General features: G+C 70.7%; 18 protein-coding genes and 1 pseudogene. 3 read left to right on the top strand and 16 right to left on the bottom strand.

The window, feature by feature from the left end:
- Positions 1-9: 9 nt before the first annotated feature.
- The 9 genes and pseudogenes from M2157_RS40765 to M2157_RS40725 form a co-directional block, all read right to left on the bottom strand.
- Entirely contained in the window at positions 10-2,019 is a 2,010-nt protein-coding gene (locus M2157_RS40765) for an ABC transporter permease subunit (RefSeq protein WP_280867652.1), read from the bottom strand.
- Entirely contained in the window at positions 2,019-3,107 is a 1,089-nt protein-coding gene (locus M2157_RS40760; protein ID WP_280856124.1) for a glycine betaine/L-proline ABC transporter ATP-binding protein, read from the bottom strand. Before M2157_RS40760 ends, M2157_RS40765 begins: the two co-directional genes overlap by 1 nt.
- Positions 3,108-3,127: 20 nt before the next feature.
- Positions 3,128-4,597 (bottom strand): aldehyde dehydrogenase family protein, encoded by a 1,470-nt coding sequence (locus tag M2157_RS40755; protein WP_280867651.1) that lies wholly within the window; start codon positions 4,595-4,597, stop codon positions 3,128-3,130.
- A gap of 196 nt (positions 4,598-4,793) precedes the next feature.
- Positions 4,794-6,464: a choline dehydrogenase gene (gene betA / locus M2157_RS40750; RefSeq protein ID WP_280856126.1), complete on the bottom strand. Its 1,671-nt coding sequence runs from the start codon at positions 6,462-6,464 to the stop codon at positions 4,794-4,796.
- A 145-nt stretch (positions 6,465-6,609) separates the two neighbouring features.
- Positions 6,610-7,041 carry a tetratricopeptide repeat protein gene (locus M2157_RS40745; RefSeq protein ID WP_280856127.1) on the bottom strand — a complete coding sequence of 144 codons (432 nt, stop codon included), beginning with the start codon at positions 7,039-7,041 and terminating at the stop codon, positions 6,610-6,612.
- Positions 7,042-7,098: 57 nt separating this feature from the next.
- Complete coding sequence (locus tag M2157_RS40740; RefSeq protein WP_280856129.1) at positions 7,099-8,205, bottom strand: LLM class flavin-dependent oxidoreductase; 1,107 nt, start codon at positions 8,203-8,205, stop codon at positions 7,099-7,101.
- A 106-nt stretch (positions 8,206-8,311) separates the two neighbouring features.
- A pseudogene (locus M2157_RS40735) lies at positions 8,312-8,542 on the bottom strand (MarR family transcriptional regulator); the annotation flags it as partial.
- A 177-nt stretch (positions 8,543-8,719) separates the two neighbouring features.
- Positions 8,720-9,058 carry a GNAT family N-acetyltransferase gene (locus M2157_RS40730; protein ID WP_280856130.1) on the bottom strand — a complete coding sequence of 113 codons (339 nt, stop codon included), beginning with the start codon at positions 9,056-9,058 and terminating at the stop codon, positions 8,720-8,722.
- Between the two features lie 21 nt (positions 9,059-9,079).
- Positions 9,080-10,006, bottom strand: coding sequence for a pirin family protein (locus tag M2157_RS40725; RefSeq protein ID WP_280856131.1), 927 nt, complete (start codon positions 10,004-10,006; stop codon positions 9,080-9,082).
- A 201-nt stretch (positions 10,007-10,207) separates the two neighbouring features.
- Here M2157_RS40725 and M2157_RS40720 point away from each other — a divergent pair, with 201 nt between their 5' ends.
- A complete protein-coding gene (locus M2157_RS40720) occupies positions 10,208-10,579 on the top strand; it encodes a DoxX family protein (protein WP_280856132.1) in 372 nt (123 codons plus the stop codon).
- An 18-nt stretch (positions 10,580-10,597) separates the two neighbouring features.
- Here the strand turns inward: M2157_RS40720 and M2157_RS40715 are convergent, their stop codons facing one another.
- The 3 genes from M2157_RS40715 to M2157_RS40705 are packed head-to-tail and all read right to left on the bottom strand — an operon-like array spanning position 10,598 to position 16,187.
- Positions 10,598-12,037, bottom strand: coding sequence for an NAD-dependent succinate-semialdehyde dehydrogenase (locus tag M2157_RS40715; RefSeq protein ID WP_280867650.1), 1,440 nt, complete (start codon positions 12,035-12,037; stop codon positions 10,598-10,600).
- Positions 12,034-14,922 carry an FAD-binding and (Fe-S)-binding domain-containing protein gene (locus tag M2157_RS40710; RefSeq protein WP_280867649.1) on the bottom strand — a complete coding sequence of 963 codons (2,889 nt, stop codon included), beginning with the start codon at positions 14,920-14,922 and terminating at the stop codon, positions 12,034-12,036. Before M2157_RS40710 ends, M2157_RS40715 begins: the two co-directional genes overlap by 4 nt.
- Positions 14,919-16,187: an aminotransferase class III-fold pyridoxal phosphate-dependent enzyme gene (locus M2157_RS40705; protein WP_280868338.1), complete on the bottom strand. Its 1,269-nt coding sequence runs from the start codon at positions 16,185-16,187 to the stop codon at positions 14,919-14,921. The genes M2157_RS40710 and M2157_RS40705 overlap by 4 nt, the downstream gene beginning before the upstream one ends.
- A 234-nt stretch (positions 16,188-16,421) precedes the next feature.
- Between M2157_RS40705 and M2157_RS40700 the strand changes: the two genes are divergently transcribed.
- On the top strand, positions 16,422-18,080 hold the full coding sequence (locus M2157_RS40700) for a PucR family transcriptional regulator ligand-binding domain-containing protein (RefSeq protein WP_280867648.1): 1,659 nt from the start codon (positions 16,422-16,424) through the stop codon (positions 18,078-18,080).
- A gap of 159 nt (positions 18,081-18,239) precedes the next feature.
- Complete coding sequence (locus tag M2157_RS40695) at positions 18,240-18,986, top strand: IclR family transcriptional regulator (protein WP_031041045.1); 747 nt, start codon at positions 18,240-18,242, stop codon at positions 18,984-18,986.
- On the opposite strand, the gene M2157_RS40690 is transcribed toward M2157_RS40695, so the two are convergent.
- The 4 genes from M2157_RS40690 to M2157_RS40675 form a co-directional block, all read right to left on the bottom strand.
- Positions 18,974-20,101 (bottom strand): aromatic ring-hydroxylating dioxygenase subunit alpha, encoded by a 1,128-nt coding sequence (locus M2157_RS40690; protein ID WP_280867647.1) that lies wholly within the window; start codon positions 20,099-20,101, stop codon positions 18,974-18,976. The two genes, M2157_RS40695 and M2157_RS40690, sit on opposite strands and share 13 nt — an antisense overlap.
- An 88-nt stretch (positions 20,102-20,189) precedes the next feature.
- A complete protein-coding gene (locus M2157_RS40685; RefSeq protein WP_280856138.1) occupies positions 20,190-21,350 on the bottom strand; it encodes an FAD-dependent oxidoreductase in 1,161 nt (386 codons plus the stop codon).
- The gene (locus M2157_RS40680) at positions 21,347-21,709 is read right to left on the bottom strand and encodes a bifunctional 3-phenylpropionate/cinnamic acid dioxygenase ferredoxin subunit (RefSeq protein ID WP_059207582.1); all 363 of its coding nucleotides are present in this window, start codon (positions 21,707-21,709) and stop codon (positions 21,347-21,349) included. Before M2157_RS40680 ends, M2157_RS40685 begins: the two co-directional genes overlap by 4 nt.
- A gap of 163 nt (positions 21,710-21,872) precedes the next feature.
- Positions 21,873-22,958, bottom strand: coding sequence for an S-(hydroxymethyl)mycothiol dehydrogenase (locus M2157_RS40675; RefSeq protein ID WP_280867646.1), 1,086 nt, complete (start codon positions 22,956-22,958; stop codon positions 21,873-21,875).
- Positions 22,959-23,004: the final 46 nt, after the last annotated feature.

Below are 23,004 nucleotides of genomic sequence, written 5' to 3'. Positions count from 1 at the left end.
TCGTGCTCCTCAATTACTGGTGCGGCGAGCCGCTGCTTGAGTGATCCGGTCGAACATGACGCCGAGCAGCACGATGGCCAGCCCGGCCGCCAGGCCCTTGCCGTACAGCTGTCCCTGCGAGAAGCCGGCGACCACGTCGTAGCCGAGGGCCCCGGCGCCGACCAGGCCGCCGACGACGACCATCGACAGCACGTAGATCAGGCCCTGGTTGGTCGCGAGCGTCAGGGCGCTGCGGGCCATCGGCAGCTGGACCTTGGTGATGATCTGCCAGGTGTTGCACCCGGTGGAGGTCGCCGCCTCGACCGTGGTCGCGGGCACGGTCCGCACCCCGTCGGCGATGATCTTGATGGCGACCGGGGCCGCGTAGACGATCGCGGCGACGATGGCCGTGAACCGGGTCGCGCCGAACAGGGCGAGGAACGGCACGAGATAGACGAACGGCGGCATGACCTGGGCCGCGTCGAGGGTGGGCCGCACCATCCGGTCCACCAGCGCGCTGCGTCCCATCCACACCCCGAAGACGACACCGAGCAGCATGACCAGCACGGTCGCCACGACGGTCGAGGCCAGGGTCGTCATACCGTCCGACCACACTCCGGTGGCGACCAGGAGTCCCACGCACACGGCGGTGGTGATGCCGGCGCGCCAGCCGCCCAGCACCACCGCGATCCCGATCAGGGCGGCGCCGACGAGCCACCACGGCGAGTCGGTCAGCAGCGTCTGGAACGGGTTGAGCAGGCCGTTGGTGATGGCGTCGCGGAAACCGTTGGTCAGCCCCGACAGGTTGTCCTGCGCCCAGGTGGTCACGTCGTCGGCCGCTTTGGCGATGTTGCCGCCGGTGCTGCCGTCGCCGGGGAACTCGGCCGCCCACAGATAGGTGTGCGACAGATACACGAGTACGGCCGCCACCACTCCCCCGGCGGCGAGCAGGTGCCGCCGCCACTTGAGCAGGGCGCTGCCGGAGCGCCGGGCCGCCTCCGCGCGTCCGCTCGCCGCGGTGGTGACCCGGTCCAGAACGATCGCCATGACGACGATGGCGAGGCCCGCGTTGAAGGCCGTACCGACGTCGAGGGACTGCAGGGCCTGCACGACGGTCTTGCCGAGCCCGGGGGCGTCGATCAGGGCCGCGATGGTCACCATGGCCAGGGCGGCCATGATGGTCTGGTTGATGCCCATCACCACGGTCCGCTTGGACATCGGCAACAGGACCTTCAGCAGCGACTGTCTGCGGGTGGCGCCCATCGAGGCGGCGGCCTCGACCGTCGTCGCGGGCACGGAACGGATGGCGTGCGCGGTGATGCGGATGGCCGGCGGTGCCGCGTAGATGACGGTGGCGATGGTGGCGGAGGCCCCCCCGATCAGGAAGAACAGGGTCAGCGGCGCCAGGTAGACGAAGGTCGGCATCGTCTGCATGAAGTCGAGGAACGGCGTGACGATCCGGTTGGCCCGTGGGGACAGGCCCGCCCACACGCCCAGCGGGACGGCGAACAGCAGCGCCACCAGGACCGCCGAGAGGGTCAGGGCCAGGGTGTCCATGCTCTCCTGCCACAGGCCCTGCAGCCCGAGGAAGGTGAAGCCGGCCACGGCCAGCAGCGCGACCCGCCAGTTGGCCACCGCCCAGGAGACGTAGCCGGCGAGGCCGACGACTCCGAGCCAGCCGATCTGCGGGAGCGGGCGGTCACCGGACGGCTGGGAGATCAGGTCCTGCACGAAGGTCACCAGGTTGTCGATGACCAGTCGGATCTCGTTGAAGCCGTACAGGAAGAGCGGGTTGGAGTTGCGGTTGGCGCCGATGGAGTCGTTGACGTCGTTGAGCCAGCGGTGCAGATCGGTGAGGTCGGCCGCGGCCAGCGACAGGGTCTGCTTTCCGCGCAGTACGGCGAAGAGGACGAGCCAGACGACCAGGATCGCGGCGACCACCATGGACCGGCTGATCCTGCGTACGGGAGCTGCGGGCGGAGGCGGTTCGGCCTGCTTCGTCTGCCCCGGTTGCCCGGGTTTCTCCATGACGACGGTCATCACGCGTCGCCTTCCTGCCCGGCGACCACCGCGAGGATCTCCTCGTCGCCGACGATGCCGATCAGCTTGCCGTTCTCGACGACCTTGACGGGCTTGTCGGCCGCTAGCACCGCCCGGGTGGCCTCCTTCACCACGACGTCGGGGCCCAGCTCGGGCCCGTCCAGGGGGTCTTCGGGTGTCGCCGGACGCATGATCCAGCGCAGGGTCAGCACATCGCCGCGCGCCACGTCCTTCACGAAGTCACGTACGTAGTCGTCGGCGGGGGCGCCCACGAGTTCGTCGCCGGTGCCGCACTGGACCATCTTGCCGTCGCGCATGATGAGGATCCGGTCGCCGAGCTTCAGCGCCTCGGAGAGGTCGTGGGTGATGAACACCATCGTCTTGCCGACCTCGTGGTGCAGCCGGATGACCTCGCTCTGCATGTCACGGCGGATCAGCGGGTCGAGCGCCGAGAACGGCTCGTCGAAGAGGAGGACGTCCGGATCCCCGGCCAACGCCCGTGCCAGGCCCACGCGTTGCTGCATACCGCCGGAGAGCTGGTCGGGATAGGAGTTCTCGTACCCCGACAGGCCCACGAGTTCGACCACCTCCAGCGCCCGCCTGGTGCGCTCGGCCCGGCCCATGCCGCGGATCTCCAGCCCGAACGCCACGTTCTCGACGACGCGGCGGTGGGGCAGCAGACCGAAGTGCTGGAAGACCATGGAGAACTTGCTGCGCCGCAGTTCGCGCAGCCGCCGCTCGTCGGCGTCCCGGATGTCCTCGCCCTCGAAGACGATCTCACCGGCGGTGGGCTCGATCAGCCGGGTCAGACAGCGCACCAGGGTGGACTTGCCGGAGCCGGACAGTCCCATGACGACGAAGACCTCGCCGGGCGCGACGTCGAAGTGCACGTCACGCACGGCGGCGGTGCAGCCGGTGCGGTCCATGAGTTCGCGGCGGGTGAGCCCGCGCAGCTCCTCGGAGTCCGGTACCTGGTCCGCCTTCGGCCCGAACACCTTCCACAGCCCGCGTACGGATATGACGGGCGTGGGCGCCGCGTCCTCGGGGGTGCCGCGGCGCGGCGGCACCTCGGTCTGGGTTGGGGTCATGGTCGACCTCTTCTCGGCGTTCAGCCGCGGAACCAGTGCTGCGGCCGGGGTTGGATGTTCTGCCAGATGTGCTTGGGCTCGCGGTACTCGTCAAGGCCGGTCGGTCCCAGTTCCCGGCCCACACCGGAGTGCCCGAAGCCACCCCATTCGGCCTGTGGCACATAGGGGTGGTAGTCGTTGATCCACACGGTGCCGTGCCGCAGTCGGCGGGCCACCCGCTGGGCCTTCCCGGCGTCCTGCGTCCAGACGGCACCGGCGAGTCCGTACTCCGTGTCGTTGGCGATGCGTACGGCGTCGTCCTCACCGGAGAAGCGTTCCACGGTCAGCACCGGCCCGAAGGACTCCTCGTGCACCACCCGCATGTCCTGCCGGCACTCGTCGAGCACGGTGGGCGGGTAGTAGTGGCCGTTCGCGAGGGCGGGGTCGTCGGGGCGCTCACCGCCGCAGCGCAGGACGGCACCTTCGGCGAGTCCTGCGGCGACGTACGCCTCGACCTTCTCCAGGTGCTGCGCCGAGATCAGAGCCCCGGTCTCGGCCTCGGGATCGAAGGGCCCGCCGAGGCGGATCCGCCGGGCCCGGCGGACCACCTCGTCGACGAAGCGGTCGTGCAGGGAGTCCTCGACGATCAGCCGGGCACCGGCCGAGCAGACCTGTCCCGAATGCAGGAAGACGGCCGTGAGCGCGAAGTCCACGGCCGTCTCGAAGTCGGCGTCGGCGAAGACGACGTTGGGATTCTTGCCGCCGAGTTCCAGCGCGACCTTCTTCACGCTCGCGGCGGCCGTCGCCATGATCCGTTTGCCGGTCTCCACGCCCCCGGTGAAGGAGACCATGTCGACGCGGGGATCCTCGGAGAGGGGCGCACCCACCTCGGGTCCGGTACCGAGGACGAGGTTGGCCGCACCGGCGGGCAGTCCGGCCTCCTCCAGCGCCTTCATCAGCAGGATCGCGGTGGAAGGGGTGAGCTCGCTGGGCTTGAGGATGATCGTGTCACCGGCCAGAAGGGCCGGAGCGACCTTCCAACTCGCTTGCAGAAGAGGGTAGTTCCACGGTGTGATCAGACCGCACACACCGATCGGCTCGTAGACCACGCGGCTGACGGCGTCGTCCCGTCCGGTGTCGATCACACGGCCGGCGTCGGTGCCGCCGAGCCCGCCGTAATAGCGAAGACAGGAGACGACGTCGGCGATGTCGTACTCGCTCTCCACCAGCCGCTTGCCGGTGTCCAGCGATTCGGCGCGCGCGAACTCCTTGGCGTCACGCTCGAGCAGGTCGGCGGTGCGCAGCAGCAGGGCGCCGCGCTCACGCTCCGGGGTGCGCGGCCAGGGCCCTTCGTCGAAGGCCCGGCGGGCGGCGGCGACGGCCGCCTCGGTGTCGGGGCGGGTCCCTTCGGACACGGTCGCGGAAAGCGTGCCGTCGGCGGGACATCGGATCTCCCGATGGCCTCCGGCCACCGGCTCCCGCCACTTCCCGTCCACATACAGGTCTGCCACCTGGGGAGCCCTTCGAGCGATTCTCGTTGCGCATCGCGCACCGCATTGCTTGTGGTGGAACACTCTGGAGAATGCATGAACCCACGTCAAGGGGTTGGGGGATGACGGTTTCGACAATCGGGCAGCCGTGCGGGGGGCATGATCCCGAGCCGACGGGGCGGGTTTCCGACGCAAGCGGCCCCGTGAAAAAACTGCGTTACCCCGCCTGCGTCCGGGCGTCCCGGTGCCGGTAGTACGCGGCCTTGGAAGCAGGAAGCGGCTCCTTGCCGAGGATGAGGTCGGCCGCCTTCTCCGCGATCATCATCACCGGCGCGTAGATGTTTCCGTTGGTGACATAGGGCATCACCGACGCGTCGACGACACGCAGCCCCTCGACTCCGTGCACGCGCATGGTGGCGGGGTCCACGACGGCCATCTCGTCGGTGCCCATCTTGCAGGTGCAGGAGGGGTGCAGGGCCGTCTCGCCGTCCTTGGCGACCCAGGCGAGGATCTCCTCGTCACTCTCGACGGACGGTCCGGGCGAGATCTCCCCGCCGTTGTAGGGGGCGAGGGCGGGCTGGTTGAGCAGTCTCCGCGCGACGCGGATCGCCTCGACCCACTCGCGGCGGTCCTGCTCGGTGGACAGGTAGTTGAAGCGCAGCGCCGGGTGCTCGTCCGGGTTCCTGCTCCTGATCTTCACCGAGCCGAGGGCGTCGGAGTACATGGGTCCCACATGCACCTGGTAGCCGTGTCCGCCCGCGGGCACGGAGCCGTCGTAGCGGACCGCGATGGGCAGGAAGTGGAACATCAGGTTGGGGTAGTCCACGTCCTCGTTGCTGCGGGCGAAGCCGCCGGCCTCGAAGTGGTTGGTCGCGGCGGGACCCTTGCGGAAGAGCCACTGCAGGCCGATGAAGGGGGCGCGCCATTTCGCGAGGTACGGCTGCATGGAGACGGGCTGCTTGCAGGCGTACTGGATGTACACCTCCAGGTGGTCCTGCATGTTCTCGCCGACGCCCGGCAGGTCGTGGACCACGTCGATGCCGAGCGCGCTCAGTTCCCCGGCGTTGCCCACGCCGGACAGCTGGAGCAGCTGCGGGGAGTTGATCGCGCCACCGCAGAGGATGACCTCCTTGGCGCGCACCTGCTGCGGCGCACCCTTGCCGCGCCGGTACTCGACGCCGACCGCCCGCTTGCCCTCGAACAGGACGCGGGTGACGAGGGCGCGGGTCGTGACCGTGAGGTTGGGGCGTTTGCGGGCGGGCTTCAGATACGCCTTCGAGGCCGACAGGCGGCGCCCGCGGTGGACATTGCGGTCGAACTTGGCGAAGCCCTCCTGCCGGTAGCCGTTGACGTCGTCCGTGGGCGCGTACCCGGCCTCCTCGGTGGCCTTCTGGAAGGCGGTGAAGAGCGGGTTGGTGGCCGGGCCGCGTTCCAGGACGAGCGGTCCGTCGTGGCCGCGGAACTCGTCGTCGGGGTCGGCCGCGAGACAGTTCTCCATGCGCTTGAAGTACGGCAGGCAGTGCGCGTAGTCCCAGGTCTCCATGCCGGGGTCGGCGGCCCAGCGCTCGTAGTCCAAGGGGTTTCCGCGCTGGAAGATCATGCCGTTGATGCTGCTGGAGCCGCCCAGCACCTTGCCGCGGGCGTGGTAGACGCGCCGGCCGCCCATGTGCGGCTCGGGTTCGGACTCGTACTTCCAGTCGTAGAAGCGGCTGCCGATCGGGTAGGTCAGTGCCGCGGGCATGTGGATGAAGACGTCCCACGGGTAGTCGGGCCGGCCGGCCTCCAGGACCAGCACCCGGTTGCCCGGGTCGGCGGAGAGCCGGTTGGCCAGTGCGCTGCCGGCCGATCCACCGCCGACGATGACGAAGTCGTACTGCTGAGGAGCCATGATGCCTCGTCTCGCTCGCGCCGTAGATACGCGCGGCATGCTAGTACGGGTAGCGTCATACGCACCAGGTTGCGAGCCACGCAACTACTGATCGAACGAGCACCGCGTGGCCCCGGCCGGGGCCACGCGGTGCTCGACATCTCCGTCACTCGCCGTCCGGGAACTCGCCCGCGAACGCGCCCGCCATCCGCAGCCAGGGCTCCGCCTCGTCCTGGCGTCCCTGACGCTGCAGGGTGCGTCCCAGCATCAGGTGGGCGTAGTGCTCCACCGGATCGCGCTCGACGATCACGCGCAACTGCTCCTCGGCGCGCTTCAGTTGTGCGGAGTGGTAGTAGGCGCGGGCCAGCAGCAGCCGGGGACCGGTCTGTTCCGGCGCCTCCTCGACGACGACGGCGAGGAGCTTCGCGGCACCGCTGTAGTCCCGCGCCTCGAACAGCAGCCCGGCACGCTCCCAGCGCTCGACCGTGGTCTCCTCGTGCGGCACCCCGACGCCATTGTCGAAGAGGTGCAGCGCGCTGGCCCAGCGGTCGGGCGCGACCCCGTCGGTGGCCGGGTACGCGTTGACGTTGTCGGTCATGATTCCTCTCCCTCCCGGACGCGTCTGCACGCGGTCCGGAGTGCGGTTCGTACGGTCTCAGACCCCTTGCCCGGCGGCCCGCGCGCTCTCGGCGTCGCGGGCCGCGAGCAGGGAGGCGTGGGTCGGGGCGTCCGGCACTCCGGCCGGCCGCCGCGCCGCGAACTCCTCGCGCAGCACCGGTACGACCTCCTCGCCGAGCATGTCGATCTGCTCCAGTGCCGTCTTCAGCGGGATGCCGCCGCCGTCCACCACGAACAGCTGGCGCTGATAGTCACCGGCGTACTCGCGGAAGGAGAGCGTCTTCTCGATGACCTGCTCGGGCGTGCCGACGGTCAGCGGGGTCTGCTCCATGTACTCCTCCATCGAGACGCCGCCGCCCATCACCGGTGAGTGGTCGAAGACCGGGCGGAACTCCCGGATCGCGTCCTGGGAGCTGTGCCGCATGTAGACCTGGCCGCCGAGGCCGACGACGGCCTGCTCGGGTGTGCCGTGGCCGTAGTGGGCGTACCGCTGCCGGTAGAGGTCGATCAGCTTCCCGGTGTGCTCCTTCGGCCAGAAGATGTTGTTGTGGAAGAAGCCGTCGCCGTAGTACGCGGCCTGCTCGGCGATCTCCGGGGAGCGGATGGAGCCGTGCCAGACGAACGGCGGTACGCCGTCCAGCGGCCGCGGCGTGGAGGTGAAGCCCTGCAACGGCGTGCGGAACTTCCCCTCCCAGTCGACGACGTCCTCGCGCCACAGCCGGCGCAGCAGCGCGTAGTTCTCGATGGCGAGGCCGATGCCGTCGCGGATGTCCTTGCCGAACCACGGATAGACCGGGCCGGTGTTGCCGCGGCCCATCATCAGGTCGACGCGCCCGTCGGCCAGGTGCTGGAGCATCGCGTAGTCCTCGGCGATCTTCACCGGGTCGTTGGTGGTGATCAGCGTGGTGGACGTCGACAGGATGATCCGCTCGGTGCGCGCGGCGATCCAGCCGAGCAGGGTCGTCGGCGACGAGGGCACGAACGGCCGGTTGTGGTGCTCACCGGTCGCGAACACGTCGAGTCCGACCTCCTCGGCCTTCCGCGCGATCGCGGTCATCGCCTTGATCCGCTCGTGCTCGGTGGGCGTACGACCCGTGTGCGGGTCGGTGGCCACGTCACCGACGGTGAAGATGCCGAACTGCATCGCCCTCACCCTTCCTGCTGGTTGATGCATCAACTATACCCCCGCAACGCACCCCCGCCCCCGGCTATTCCGCACACCTCAGCGCCACCCGGCTCCCCCGCGGAGTTCACTTCTCCAACTGCTCGAGCACGCGACGGGAGATACGGCAGAGCGCCTCGAGCTCCTCCGGCGTGAGGAGGTCGACGAACAGGCGGCGCACGGTCTCCACATGGCGGGGCGCCGCCTCGGCGATCGCCCCGCGTCCCTCCGGGGCGATCACCACGAACGCACGGCGGCCACCCTGGACGCACCCCTCCCGGCGGACCATCCCGCGCTTCGCCATACGGGAGACCTGGTGGCGAGAAGCGTGGAGTGGGAGCCGAGCCGGATGTCTACGGACGCGTCTCGCGCGACTTGCAGGCGGAGTCCTGTCTGTCCGTCGGCGACTACCGCGTGCCGGTCCGTCTCGCGGAGGCCCCCGAGGGCCGTATGCGCTTCTCGGAGCCCATCGCGGTCGTGCGCGATTCCCCTCCGCTCAGCGGAGCTCCTCCTCCAGCCAGTGCAGGACCTCCGGTGTCACCGGGTCGGCGAGGTCGGCGAACTCCTCATGCCGCTTGAGGAACTTGGCCACGTACGGGCAGACCGGCACCACCCGCTTCCCCGACTCCCGCACGTCGGCGAGTGCCGCCTGGACCAGCTCGGCACCCAGGCCCTGGCCGGCGAAGGCGTCGTCGACCTCCGTGTGGAAGAAGACCCGCTGGGCACCGCGGTCGCGGTAGGCCGTCAGACCGGCGCGTCGGCCGTCGACCAGAATCTCGTACCGGTGACGGGCGTCCACGCGCTGGACAGTCCGGATGCCGGAGGACTGGTTCATGGGATTCCTTTCGGACGGGGGTCAGCGGCGCGGGGGGTTGCCGCGCGGCGTGATGACGGCGTTGGGCAGGGCCGGGGCGGGCAGGCGACTTCCGGGGTGGCCCTCGACCTCGCCGAAGCGGTCGGAGCCTGCCTGCCAGTCCTCCCGCGCCTTGACGATGTCCTCATGGCTGCGGCCGATGAAGTTCCACCACATGACGATCTCCTCCTCGAAGGGAGGGCCGCCGAGCAGGATCGTGCGCGCGGGAACGTCCGACTCGTTCACCACCGTGAGGGTGTCGGTGCCACAGGGGACGTAGCCGAGTTCGGCCGGGCGCAGCGCGGTGTCGAGCAGGCGGACGTCTCCGCTGTCGACGAGGAGGCCGTGCTCGAAGGCTGAGTCCACGGCGAGCGTGAGCGACGCACCCGGGTCGAGGACGATCTCGGCACCGACCAGCGGGGTGAAGGTCCGGACCGGGGAGGTGCTGCCTGCGAGTGAGCCCAGGAAGACTTTGATCTCGGCGCCGTCGAGCCGCACCGGCTCAGGCACATGGTGCTGGAAGGCGCGAGCCGTGTCGCGGTGCTCCTCGGGCAGCGCCACCCACAGCTGGACGCCATGGATGACGGTGGTGTCCGGCGTGGAGACCTCCGAGTGGGCGATGCCGTACCCGCCGGTCATGAGGTTCATCTCGCCGGGCCGGACGAGGACGTGGGAACCCAGGGTGTCGCGGTGTTCGATCTCTCCGCTGAACAGCCAGCTCACGGTCTGCAGGCCGGTATGCGGATGCGGGGGCACGTCCATGCCCGTGACAGTGGCGTCGACGGGACCGTAGTGGTCGGCGAAGCACCAGGCTCCGATCAGGGTTCGCGCCCGCTGCGGCAGCGTACGGCGCACGAGCAGCGCACGCGGCCCACCCAGCGGCACGTCCCGCGCCGACAGCACATCGACTCGGCTTTCCACGTTGCTCACCGGGACCGCCTCTCACACATTTTGGTTGTCACATCAACTATGATGCCACGCGGAACAGGCCGATGGCCACAGCAGCCGCAGGGCCACAGCGCAGCTCGGTTGACGAGTCATCTAAATCTTCCCTAAGGTCCTGGTTGACACATCAAGCTTGTGATCCGCGGCGGCTCCATCCCGGAGCGGGCCGCTCGGAAGGAACCGTCCATGTACATCACGGCCGCCGTCCTCAGCGTGCTGCTCGCCCTCGTATCGCTGGCCGCGGGTGCGCCAAAGGCTCTGCTGAAGGGCGACGTCTCCGCCGGCCTGCAGTCGCACATGGGACTGAGCGCGGGCCTCGTGCGCTTCGTCGGGCTGGCCGAGGTCGCCGCCGCCGGTGGCCTGATCATCGGCCTCTTCTGGCAGCCGCTGGGCATCGCGGCCGCCATAGGATTCACCATCACCATGATCGGGGCGGTGGGCTTCCACGCCAAGGCCGGCGACTACGCCGACCCCGCCACCCGGGGGAACGCGATGGCCCCCATCATCCTCACCGCCGTCTCCGTGGCCACCGCGGTGACGCTCGGGCTGGCCATGTGAGCCGTAGGGAGACCGCCGTCATCGCACCGGCATCGCGAGGTACTGGTACTCCAGGAACTCGTCGATCCCGACCCGGCCGCCCTCACGGCCCAGCCCGGACTGCTTGACCCCGCCGAAGGGCGCGGCCGGGTTGGAGACGAGGCCGGTGTTGAGGCCGACCATGCCGACTTCCAGGCGCTCGCTGACCCGCAGGGCGCGGTCGAGGCCCTCGGTGAAGACGTAGCCGACCAGGCCCCAGGGGGTGTCGTTGGCCCGCCGGATCACCTCGTCCTCGTCGCCGAAGGTGAGGATCGCGGCGACGGGACCGAAGATCTCCGTGTCCATGAGGCGGCTCTCGGGGGACACGTCGGTGAGCACGGTCGGCGGGTAGAAGCAGCCCGGCCCCTCCGGCGTACGGCCACCGACGAGGACCCGGGCGCCGCGCTCCACCGCGTCGGCGACCAGAGCCTCCACCTTGCCCCGCCCGGTCCTGTCGATCAGCGGTCCGACATCGACCCCGTCCCGGGTGCCGGGGCCCACGACGAGCGCGCCCATGCGCTCCGCCAGGCGCCGCCCGAACTCCTCCGCCACCGAGTGGTGCACGAAGAAGCGGTTGGCGGCGGTGCACGCCTCGCCCATGTTGCGCATCTTGGCGAGCATCGCGCCGTCCACCGCCTTGCCCAGGTCGGCGTCCTCGAAGACGATGAACGGCGCGTTGCCGCCCAGCTCCATCGAGGTCCGTACGACCGCCTCCGCGCTCTGGGCCAGCAACAGGCGTCCGATGTTGGTGGAGCCGGTGAAGGAGAGTTTGCGAATCCGCCCGCCGCGCAGGAGCGGTTCGCACACCTCACCCGCACGGGAGGTGGTGACGACGTTCAGCACGCCGTCCGGCAGCCCGGCCTCCTGGAGGATCGCGGCGAGGGCCAGGCTGGACAGCGGGGTCTGCGGGGCCGGCTTGAGCACCATGGTGCAGCCGGCGGCGATCGCCGGGCCGATCTTGCGGGTGCCCATGGCCAGGGGGAAGTTCCACGGGGTGATCAGCAGACAGGGGCCGACCGGGCGACGGGAGAGCAGCATGCGGTTGCGGCCGTCCGGCAGGATGCCGGCACCGCCGTCGATACGGACGGCCTCCTCCGAGAACCAGCGGAAGAACTCCGCCGCGTAGGCCACCTCTCCCCTGGCCTCGGCCAGCGGCTTGCCCATCTCGGCCGTCATCAGGTGGGCGAGCTCGTCGGTGCGCTCGAGGATGATCTCGTAGGCGCGGCGCAGGATCTCGCTGCGGGCCCGAGGTGCCGTACGGGCCCACTCCTCCTGCGCCTGGACGGCCGCTTCCTCCGCGAGCCGGGCGTCCTTGGGGCCGGCGTCGGCGATGCGGCAGAGGATCTCGCCGGTCGCGGGGTCGTCCACGGGCATGGTGGCGCCGTCCGCGGCGTCCAGCCAGGCACCGCCGATGAACAACTGCGTGGGTGTGTCGGTCATGACGTCTCTCCTGGTCGAGCGGCTTGATCGGCGGCGGGGTCGAGCAGTTCGGCCAGGTGCAGGGCGCGGAGGCCCCGGTCGCCGGCGAGGTGGTCGATCTGGGTGGCACAGCTGAAGCCGTCGGCCACGACAACGGCCCGCCGGGCCTCGCCGACGGCGTCGAGGCGAGGCCTGAGTGCCAGGTCGGCGACGGCCATCGAGGTGTCGTAGTGCTGCTCCTCGAAGCCGAAGTTGCCGGCGAGGCCGCAGCAGCCCTCGGCCTCGTCGACCTTGCCCGCGCCCAGCCTGCGCAGCAGGTCGGCGGGGCGGCTGCGCTTGAAGGTCGCGTACTCGTGGCAGTGGGTCTGCAGGACGATGTCGTCCGGGAGCTCGCGGGGCGTCCAGTCGGCGGCGGCCAGGTCGGTCAGGGCGCCCGTGAAGGTGTGAACGCGGTCCGCGACCCGACGGGCGGCGTCCGTCCCGAGGAGCTCGGGCACGTCGCGCCTGAGCGCGGCGGCACAGCTCGGTTCGGCCACGACGATGGGCCGCTCGTCGCCGTTGTCGAGGTGGGCGACCGTGCGGGTCATGATCCTGCGGGCCACGGACAGCTGGCCGGTGCTGACCCAGGTCAGGCCGCAGCACAGACCGTCCTCCGCAGTGCAGGGGATCCCGGCGTCGGCGAGGACACGGGCGGCGGCTCCGGCCACCTCGGGGCGGAAAGCACGCGTGAAACTGTCCACGAAGAGCACGGCCTTCGCCGGTTCGCCGGTCTTCGCCCCGCGCAGGACGCCACGCAGGACCCCGCGCAGGACACGCCGGGAGGCGAAGGCCGGGATCCTGCGCTGCGTGGTCACACCTCCGAGACGGGCGAGCAGCTTGCCGAGCGGTCCGCGCAGCAGGACGTTGAGGGGCCGAGCGGCGTATCCGGCGAGGGCCGAGGTCAGGGGCAGCCAGCCCAGCGAGTAGTGCGAGCGGGGGCGGAGTCTGCCCTTGTAGTGCTGGTGCAGGAACTCCGCCTTGTACGTGGCCATGTCGACGCCGACCGGGCAGTCGCTGGAGCATGCCTTGCAGGACAGGCACAGGTCGAGGGCGTCACGGACCTCCGTGGACCGCCAGCCGTCCTGGACCGTCTCGCCGCGCACCATCTCCTGGAGCAGGCGCGCCCGGCCCCGCGTGGAGTCGTTCTCCTCTCCCGTGGCCCGGTAGCTGGGGCACATCACACCGCCCGCGTCGCTGCGGCAGCGGCCGACACCGACGCAGCGGCGGGCCGCGCCCGCGAAGCCGTCCTCGTCGTGCGGGAAGGTGAACTCCGTGGCCAGGGGCTGGATCTGGTGCAGCGCGAGATCGGCGTCGAGCGGGGCGGGCGCGACGATGACACCCGGGTTCAGCAGCCCCTCGGGGTCGAAGACCTCCTTGAAGGCGGCGAAGGTGCGGATCATGCGGTGGCTGTACATGACCTCCAGCAGCTCGCCGCGGGCGCGGCCGTCGCCGTGTTCGCCCGACAGCGTGCCGCCGTGCGCGACGACCAGGGCGGCCGCCTCGTGCAGGAAGCGACGGGCAGCGGTGCGCCCCTCGTCCGTGACGAGGTCGAAGTCGATGCGCACGTGGACGCAGCCCGCGCCGAAGTGCCCGTACATCACGCCCGTGAGCCCGTGACCGGCCAGGAGCTCACGGAAGTCCCGCAGGTAGCCGGCCAGGTTCTCGGGCGCGACCGCCGAGTCCTCCCAGCCGGGCCAGGACTCCCCGCCGTCGACAAGACGTGCGGCGAGCCCGGCCCCGTCCTCGCGGACCCGCCACAGCGAGCGCCGCTCGGCCACGCTCTCCACGACCCGCCCGCCGGTCGTCCGCCCCTGAGCCTTGAGCACGTCGAGGAGTTCGGCGGCACGACGGTTCACGTCCGCCTCGTCGTCACCGTCGAGCTCGACGTAGAGCCAGGCGCGCCCCTCGGGCAGCCCGGTGACGGAGTCCGGGCCGCGCCGCGCACGCATGGTGTCGACGATCGCCTCGTCCATGCCCTCCACGGCGGTGGGATCCCAGCGGAGGATCTCCGTCACGTCCTCGGCGGCGTCGACGACGTCGTCGTAGCCGAGGGCGAGCAGCGCAGAAGCCCGTGCGGTCGCCACCAGGCGGACCGTCGCGGCGGTGACGACCGCACAGGAGCCTTCGGTGCCGACCAGAGCGCGGGCCATGTCGAAGCCGTTCTCGGGCAGCAGATGGTGCAGCTGATAGCCGGAGACCTGGCGGGGGATCCGGCCCAGCTCGGTCCGGATCGGCGCCAGGTTGTCGCCGATGAGAGCTCGCACGTCCGCTTCGAGACGTGCCACGCGTTCCGCATCGGCAGCGTCCGCCGGGTGCAGCCCCGTGCCGTCGGCGACGGCCCGCACGCCGTCGGCCGTCACGATCTCCAGTGCCTCGATGTGGGAGCTGGTCCGCCCGTGCCGCACCGACCGGTTGCCGCACGCGTCGTTGCCGACCATCCCGCCGAGCGTGCAGCGGCTGTGCGAGGACGGGTCGGGGCCGAAGGCCAGCCCGTGCGGGGCTGTCGCGCTCTGGAGGGCGTCGAGGACGACTCCGGCCTCGACGCGTGCGGTCCCGGCGAGCTCGTCGATGTCCAGGATCCGGTTCATGTACCGGGAGAAGTCCAGGACGACGCCCGGTCCGACGGCGTTGCCGGCCATGCTGGTGCCGCCGCCCCGCGCGGTGACCGGAACACCGGTCTCCCGACAGGCCCGCAGCACCGCGACCACGTCCTCGGCCGAGCGCGGGAAGGCCACCGCCCGCGGCGGCACCCGATAGTTGGAAGCGTCGTAGGCGTACTGGCCGAGGGCGCCCACGCCGGTCTCCACCCGCAGTCCGGGAGCGGTCGTGGCGAGTCGACCGACGAGGGACGCGAGAGCGCCGGTCATCGGTCAGCCGCTCCCGATGTACCGGCCTCCACGGCGGTCGCCCACGCCTGAAGTCCCTCGTCCACCGCCGTCTCGTCGATCACGAGCGCCGGGATCATCCGCACGACCTGGTTCCAGGCGCCGCACAGCAACAGCAGCAGGCCCTCGTCGATCGCGGCGCGCTGTACGCGGGCGGCGGTCTCCGGGTCCGGGCTGCCGTCCTCGGTGACGAACTCGCTGGCCAGCATCAGACCGAGGCCGCGTACGTCCCCGATGGCCGGGGTCCGGTCGGCGACCGCCTCCAGGCCCTGGCGCAGCCGTGCTCCCATCGCCTCGGCGTTCTCGACGAGCTTCTCGTCCCGTACGACGTCGAGCGTGGCGCAGGCCGCCGCGCACGCCACCGCGTTGGCGCCGTACGTACCGCCCTGCGAGCCCGGCCACGCCTTCGCCATCAGCTCCTCGGAGGCCGCGATGCCGGACAGCGGGAAGCCGCTGGCCAGGCCCTTGGCGGTGACGAGGATGTCCGGCGTGACACCGAAGTGGTCGTGGCCCCAGAAGCGGCCGGTGCGACCGACGCCGGTCTGCACCTCGTCCAGGATCAGCAGGAACCCGTGGCGGTCCGCCCGCTCCCGCAGGCCCTCCAGGAAGGCGCGGGTCGCGGGGACGTAGCCGCCCTCGCCGAGCACCGGCTCGACGATGATCGCCGCCGTGTCGGCGGGCGACGAGATCGTCTGCAGCGTGTAGTCCAGCTCCTGGAGCGCGAACCGGGTCGCCGCCTCCTCGTCCCAGCCGTAGCGGTAGGCCGACGGGAACGGGGTGACGACCACCCCGCTCATCAGCGGCGAGAAACCGGAGCGGAAGCGGGTGCCGGAGGTGGTCATGGCGGCGGCCGCGACGGTACGACCATGGAAGCCGCCGTGACAGACCAGGATGTTCGGGCGGCCGGTGGCCTGCCGGGCCAGCCGCAGCGCCGCCTCCACGGCCTCGCTGCCCGAGTTCGTGAAGAACAGGCTGTCCAGGCCGGTCGGCAGCACCTCGCCGAGCTTGTCGACCAGCTGCCGCAGCGGCCGGTGCATGACCGTCGTGTACTGGCCGTGGATCAGCGTGCCCACCTGCTCCTGTGCCGCCGCCACGACCCTCGGGTGGCAGTGTCCGGTGCTGGTGACGCCGATCCCGGCGGTGAAGTCGAGGTAGCGGCGGCCGTCCTCGCCGTAGAGGTGGACGCCCTCGCCCCTGGCCGCCACGACGGGCGTGGCCTGGCGAAGGTGCGGCGACAGTGCGGTCATGGTCGTCTCCAAGCCGTGGGTGGTGGACTGCGTGGTCTGCTCCCGTAGCCCGAGCATCTCGGGGTGCCCGAGCGTCGACAACGCCTGATCTGTCCAGCGGGGACGCGGAGTTCGGACGTTGTGTCAGGCGGCTCGGGCAGCGGCCCGCCACCAGGGGTTCGACGTCCCGCACGGGACGGCTCTTGCGCAGGTCAGCCTGGCTTGTCACAGTGTCCGGGCAGGCAGGGAGGCACTATGGGCGAGAACGGCGTTACCTTCCGGCCGCCGGACCCGGACGACCGGGGCTCCGCCACGGCCGGGCGGCCGCTCACCGTGGCCGACGTACTGGCCCTGCCCGTTCTGGCCACGGGGCAGCCGCAGGTCGTGACCGGTGTGACCCGGCTCGACCGACCGGTGCGCTGGGTCCACATCACCGAGCTGACGGACCCGGCGTCCTTCCTCAAGGGCGGCGAACTGGTCCTGACCACCGGAATGCCCCTGCCCGAGGATCCGACCGGAGTACGCCGGTACGTGGACGAGCTCGCCGACGTCGGAGCCGCGGCCCTGGTCATCGAGCTCGTACGCCGCTACCACCGCCCGCCCGACGCGCTCGTCCAGGCCTGCCGGGCCCGCGACCTGCCTCTCGTCACCCTCGCCAAGGACGTCAACTTCCTGGAGGTCACCCAGGTCGTCCACACACTCCTCCTCGGCAACCAGACGGACGCGATGCGCCGGACCCAGCGGATCCACGAGGCGTTCACCGGCCTGACGCTGCGCGGCGCGGGACCCGAGGACGTGGTGCGGGCGGCGGCGGAGATGAGCGGCCGCACGGTCGTGCTCGAGAACCTGGTGCACCAGGCGCTGATCTGCGAGGCCTCCGGCAGCACCGTCGAAGAGGCGCTCACCGACTGGGAACAGCGCTCCAGAGCCGTCCCGTCCCGCGACCGCACCGAAGTGTGCGGTCCCGAGGGCTGGCTCGTGGCACCCGTGGAGTACCAGGGCGATCGCTGGGGCCGGGTGACCATGCTCCCGGACACCTCTGGCGGGCCCGCGGCCTTCGCACCCGAGGACGTCACCGTACTGGAGCGGACGGCGATGGCCCTGACCATCGCCCGCCTCATCCATGCCACGACCTGGGAAAGTGCCGCGCACCGGAACGCCCTGCGCGACCTCGCCGAACAGCGCCACCACTCCCCCGAGGACGCCCGCGCCCGCGTCGCCGCGCTGGGTCTGCCCACCGAGGGCGCGTTCGTCGCGGTGCTGGTGGACCTACGGAGGGGAGACGACAGCGCCGAGCCGGAGTCCCTCCTGTCCCGGGAACTACGGACCGCGGGCGTGCCCGCACTCGTCGGCGCACTGGCCCCGGGGCGGCTCGGCGTCCTGCTGGCACTGCGTCAGTCACAGCCCTGGCGGCCCACGGTCGAGCGGCTCAGCCGGGCCGCACACGGCCTGGACCCCGACGCGGTCGTGAGCATCGGTGCCGAGGTCGCGGACCTCCACGACGCCGCCCGTTCCTTCCGCGAGGCCGAACGCGTGGCCGAGTCCGCCCTGCCCGGCCTCGCCCTGCCCGACGGCAGGTCCTTCCACGAGCTGTCCGACATCGGCCTGCGCCGATTGCTGTACGCGCTCCGCGAGGACATCCGCGTCCAGGACTACGCCGAGCGGCAGCTCGGCCGTCTCGTCGACCACGACACCCGGCACCGCACAGACCTGCTGACGACCCTGCGCCACTACCTCGACGCGGCCGGCAACAAAACCACCGCCGCCCGCCGCGGCGACCTGTCCCGGGAAACCGTCTACCAGCGCCTTCGCGCGATCGAGCGCATCCTCCACTGCGACCTCGAATCCGGCGAACAGCGCACCGAACTGCACGTGGCGCTGGCCGCACTTGACGTTCTGCGTGCCCATCACTGAACGCCCGGATCAACCGCACAACACTTGCACACCCCCTACCAGGCAAAAGACCCTGGTCAGCGTCCCGAGGGTAAACAGACTGTTCCGTACTCCCCGTATAGTTGCGTTGTGAGCAACTACAACCCGGATAACGAAACGACAGGGTCGTCGACCGGCGGGGTGCAGTCCGTCGACCGGGCCATTCACGTGATGGAGATCCTCGCCCAGCGCGGCGAGGCCGGCGTCAGCGAGGTGGCGGCCGAGATCGACGTTCACAAGTCCACGGCGTTCCGCCTCCTCGGCGCCCTGGAAGCGCGCGGTCTGGTGGAACAGGCGGGTGAGCGCGGCAAGTACCGTCTCGGTTTCGGCATCGTGCGCCTGGCCGGCGCGGTCACCGGACGCATCGACATCACCCAGCAGAGCCGCCCGGTCTGCGAGGACCTGGCGGAGGAGATCGGCGAGACGGTGAACCTCGCCGTGATGCAGGAGCGTTACGCGGTCAACCTCTACCAGGTGCGCGGCCCGGGTGCCGTCACCGCGCAGAACTGGGTCGGCCAGCTGACCCCGTTGCACGCCACGTCGAGTGGCAAGATCCTGCTGGCCCATCTGCCCGCCAAGGAGCGCGCCGCGCTGTTGACCGAGACCGGCCTGAAGAAGGTCACCCCGCGCACCATCACCGCGAAGACGAAGCTCGAGAAGAACCTCGCCGAGGCCCGGGAGCGCGGATACGCCTGGGCCCTGGAGGAGTTGGAGCTCGGCCTGCACGCCATGGCCGCGCCGGTCCGCGACCGGGACGGAGAGGTCATCGCGGCGCTCAGCGCCTCAGGGCCCGCGTACCGGCTCTCCGAGGAGCGTCTGCACGAGCTCGCTCCGGTACTGGTCAAGGGCGCCGAGGAGATCAGCCACCGCATGGGTTACCTGGGCTGAGCCCCCAGCCGGGCCTGGACCCAGTCGTGGAACTCGCCGATGTGGTGCTCGCTGGGCACCAGGACGCCGCCCTTGGCGTACAGCCGTGAGCTCATCCCGGGCTGCGTGCGCTCGCACGCGTCGAAGTCCTGCCGGTTGACCCGGTCGAAGAGCTCCACCGACCTGCTGACGTCCTTGCCGCTCTCGACGACATGCGGCAGATACAGCCAGTCGCACTCGACGATCGTGCGGTCGGCGGCGACCGGGTACATCCGGTGGAAGATCACATGGTCGGGCACGAGGTTGATGAACACCTGCGGCCGCACGGTGATCGCGTAGTAGCGGCGGTCCTGGTCCTCGGAGACTCCCGGGATCCGGTCCAGCCCCTCCGAGCCGTCGACGGTGAAGCCCCTGACGTCCTCACCGAACTCCGCGCCGTGGCCCACGTAGTACTGGGCCGCGTATCCGTCGGCGAACTCCGGCAGCACCTCGGTGAGTTCGGGGTGGATCGTCGCGCAGTGGTAGCACTCCATGAAGTTCTCGACGATGAGTTTCCAGTTCGCCTTCACGTCATAGACGATCCGCCGGCCGACCTCAAGACCCCCGATGTCGTAGTGCTCGATCGACTCGGTGTCGCCCAGGCGCGCGATCACGTCCTGGACGACCTCGTCGAAGGGCGGCGGGTCCTCCGCGAGGCACACCCACACGTAGCCCAGCCATTCGCGCACCGCCACGCTCGCGAGGCCGTACTCGGTACGGCCCACGTCGGGCATCTTCGTCAGGTTCGGCGCCGCGACGAGTTTGCCCGTCAGGTCGTACGTCCAGGCGTGGTACGGGCATTGGAAGGCTCGCTTGACCTCGCCGGACTCCTCGGTGCACAGCTTGGCGCCCCGGTGCCGGCAGACGTTGAAGTAGGCGCGGATCGAGTTGTCCCGTGCCCGCGTGACGAGGATGCTCTCGCGGCCCACCTCAACCGTCTTGAAGGCACCGGGCCTGGGCAGGTCAGCGGCGCGGACGGCGCAGAACCACATCGCTTCGAAGATGCGCTCCTGCTCCTGGGCGAAGATCCCGGGATCCGTGTAGGAAACGCCGGGGAGGGTGGCGATCAGACTGTCCGGCAGGCTGGTCGAGGTCACAGTGCACTCCTCGGGGAACGTCGTGGACCGGTGATGCACGCCGGGACGAGCGGACGGCGTTCTGGACGGGGCGACAGCGGCGGTGCTGTCAGGCCGCGGCGGCGAGCTGCTTGCGCCAGCGCATGAACAGCCGCGGCTGATTCATCCCGAGCACGGCGACCGGATGCCCGGAACGCCGGTAGACGGCCAGGACGTTGCGGTCGTCCCGGGCGCCTTCCTCGATCGTCACACTGTCGGCACCGGCCGCGTGACCGGCGAACTGGATCTTCACGCCGTACTGGTCCGACCAGAAGTACGGCGGCCTCGGCGCGCTCGGTTCCACCGCGCCGCCCGCCAGCAGTGCGGCCACGGCCGCGTCGGGCCGCTCCCGTGCGCCGGTCCAGTGCTCGACCCGGCGGTGCAGGCCCGCGCGCGGGTCGTACCAGGAGGCGCAGTCACCGACCGCGACCACACCGGCCAGGCTGGTGCGGCCGTCGGCGCCGCACTTGACGCCGTCGTCGAGCTCGATGCCCGAGCCCGCGAGCCATTCGACGCACGGGCGGGCACCGACCCCCACCACCACGATGTCGGCGGGTACGCTGCGGCCGTCCTCCAGCAGGACGGCGTCGACGCGGCTCTCGCCGCTCAGTCCCTTGACACCCACCCCGCACAACAGCCGTACGCCGTGGTCCGCGTGGAGGGCGGAGACGATTTCGCCCATGGTCTCGCCGAGCGGTCCGGCCAGCGGGGTCGGGGCCGCTTCCACCACGGTCACGTCGAGCCCGAGGGCGTACGCGGTGGAGGCGACCTCGGCGCCGATGAAGCCACCGCCGATCACCACCAGCCGTCCCCCGAGGATCAGTTCGTCGCGCAGGGCGCGGGCGTCGTCCAGAGTGCGCAGGGTGTGCACCCCGGCCAGGCCGTCCATGCCGGGCAGGGTCCGGGCGGCGGCGCCGGTCGCTATGACGACGCCGTCCGCCCGTACCTCGCTGCCGTCGGCGAGCCGTACGGCGCGCTGCGGGCCGTCGAGGCCGACGGCGCGGACACCGAGCAGCCACTGGGCCCGCAGGTCCTCGGTGTCCGGCTCCAGCGCGAGATCGGCCTCTGCGAGGGAGCCGGCCAGGAACTCCTTGGACAACGGGGGCCGGTCGTACGGGCGGTGGAGTTCGTCGCCGATGACGACGAGCCGCCCGTCGTAGCCCTGTTTCCGCAGCGAGCGCGCCGCCGACAGACCGGCGAGCGAGGCGCCGACCACGGCGACCGTCCTCACGCGGGTCCGCCGGCGAGCCGGGCCGCGACGCAGGGCGGCAGGTTGGGCGCGTCCAGGGACAGCTGGACGTAGATCATGCCGTCCTCGACGTGGACCTCGTGGGTGCGGACCGGGCGCTTGGCCGGCGGGGCGTCGACGGCGCCCGTCCGCAGGTCGAACTTCGAGGCGTGCAGCGGGCATTCGACCTCGCAGCCCTCCAGCCAGCCGTCGGCGAGCGAGGCGTCCTGATGGGTGCAGGTGTCGTCGATGGCGAAGACCTCGCCGTCGTCGGTGTGGAACACCGAGACCGGCGGATCGATGTCGAGCCGGTAGGCCTCGCCTCGAGGAAGATCCACGAGACGGCACGCGGGAATCATCATGACACCTCGGTGCGTATAGCGAAACGGATTGCGTTGAACGCAACGTCAGTTTGAGGGCGCCCACAAACCCTTGTCAAGGCGTCCAGAGGACGCACATGCGCATGGCTCCGCGTTGCCTTGTGCGCAACAAGATGCGCGATAGGAAACGGATGACGCCTGCCTCTCACAGCACCACCACGGACCGCAGCACCTCACCACGGTGCATCTTCTCGAACGCCTTCTCCACGTCCCCGAGGTCGACGGTCTCGGAGACGAAGGCGTCCAGGTCGAAACGTCCGCCCAGGTAGAGGTCGATCAGGGCAGGGAAGTCGCGGGAGGGCAGACAGTCGCCGTACCAGCTGGACTTCAGCGCGCCGCCCCGCCCGAAGACGTCGAGCAGCGGCAGCTCCAGCTTCATCTCCGGGGTCGGCACACCGACGAGGACGACGGTGCCGGCGAGGTCGCGGGCATAGAAGGCCTGTTCGTACGTCTCGGGGCGGCCGACCGCCTCCACGACCACGTCGGCGCCGAAGCCGCCGGTCAGTTCGCGCACCGCCGCCACGACGTCCGCCGTGGAGCCGTCGACGGTGTGGGTGGCACCCATCCGCGTGGCCCGGTCCAGCTTGCGCGGGTCGACGTCGACGGCGATGACCTTGGTCGCGCCGGCGAGCCGCGCGCCCACGACCGCGGCCATGCCGACGCCGCCGCAGCCGATGACGGCGACGGAGTCCCCACGACCGACGGCACCGGTGTTCACGACCGCGCCGAAGCCCGCCATGACACCGCAGCCGAGGAGTCCCGCGGCGGTCGCCGGGGCCGCCGGGTCCACCTTGGTGCACTGCCCCGCGGCGACCAGGGTCTTCTCCGCGAAGGCGCCGATGCCGAGGGCGGGCGTGAGCGGAGTGCCGTCGAGCAGTGTCATCCGCTGGGTCGCGTTGTGGGTGGCGAAGCAGTACCACGGCCTGCCCTTGGCGCAGGCCCGGCACGTACCGCAGACAGCGCGCCAGTTGAGGATGACGAAGTCACCCGGTTCGACGCCGGTGACGCCCTCTCCGACGGCTTCGACGCGGCCGGCCGCCTCGTGCCCGAGCAGGAAGGGGAAGTCGTCGCCGATCCCGCCTTCCCGATAGTGGAGATCGGTGTGACAGACACCGCACGCCTCGACCTTCACCAGCGCCTCGCCGGGCCCCGGATCGGGAACCACGATCGTCTCGACGGAGACCGGGGCGCCCTTCGCCCGGGCGACGACAGCACGAACCTCATGAGCCATGGGTCACTCCTCCGACAGATCTACGGGTTGCCTCATCCGATACACG

Source organism: Streptomyces sp. SAI-127 (assembly GCF_029894425.1).
Lineage (GTDB): Bacteria > Actinomycetota > Actinomycetes > Streptomycetales > Streptomycetaceae > Streptomyces.
This window is presented reverse-complemented; position numbering and strand designations above follow the sequence as displayed.

Coding starts and splice junctions, on each gene's coding strand:
- M2157_RS40730 (WP_280856130.1), bottom strand. CDS start 9,058: ATGAACCAGTCCTCCGGCATCCGGACTGTCCAGCGCGTGGACGCCCGT.
- betA (WP_280856126.1), bottom strand. CDS start 6,464: ATGGCTCCTCAGCAGTACGACTTCGTCATCGTCGGCGGTGGATCGGCC.
- M2157_RS40765 (WP_280867652.1), bottom strand. CDS start 2,019: ATGACCGTCGTCATGGAGAAACCCGGGCAACCGGGGCAGACGAAGCAG.
- M2157_RS40740 (WP_280856129.1), bottom strand. CDS start 8,205: ATGCAGTTCGGCATCTTCACCGTCGGTGACGTGGCCACCGACCCGCAC.
- M2157_RS40745 (WP_280856127.1), bottom strand. CDS start 7,041: ATGACCGACAACGTCAACGCGTACCCGGCCACCGACGGGGTCGCGCCC.
- M2157_RS40700 (WP_280867648.1), top strand. CDS start 16,422: ATGGGCGAGAACGGCGTTACCTTCCGGCCGCCGGACCCGGACGACCGG.
- M2157_RS40675 (WP_280867646.1), bottom strand. CDS start 22,958: ATGGCTCATGAGGTTCGTGCTGTCGTCGCCCGGGCGAAGGGCGCCCCG.
- M2157_RS40680 (WP_059207582.1), bottom strand. CDS start 21,709: ATGATGATTCCCGCGTGCCGTCTCGTGGATCTTCCTCGAGGCGAGGCC.
- M2157_RS40715 (WP_280867650.1), bottom strand. CDS start 12,037: ATGACCGACACACCCACGCAGTTGTTCATCGGCGGTGCCTGGCTGGAC.
- M2157_RS40705 (WP_280868338.1), bottom strand. CDS start 16,187: ATGACCGCACTGTCGCCGCACCTTCGCCAGGCCACGCCCGTCGTGGCG.
- M2157_RS40760 (WP_280856124.1), bottom strand. CDS start 3,107: ATGACCCCAACCCAGACCGAGGTGCCGCCGCGCCGCGGCACCCCCGAG.
- M2157_RS40710 (WP_280867649.1), bottom strand. CDS start 14,922: ATGACCGGCGCTCTCGCGTCCCTCGTCGGTCGACTCGCCACGACCGCT.
- M2157_RS40720 (WP_280856132.1), top strand. CDS start 10,208: ATGTACATCACGGCCGCCGTCCTCAGCGTGCTGCTCGCCCTCGTATCG.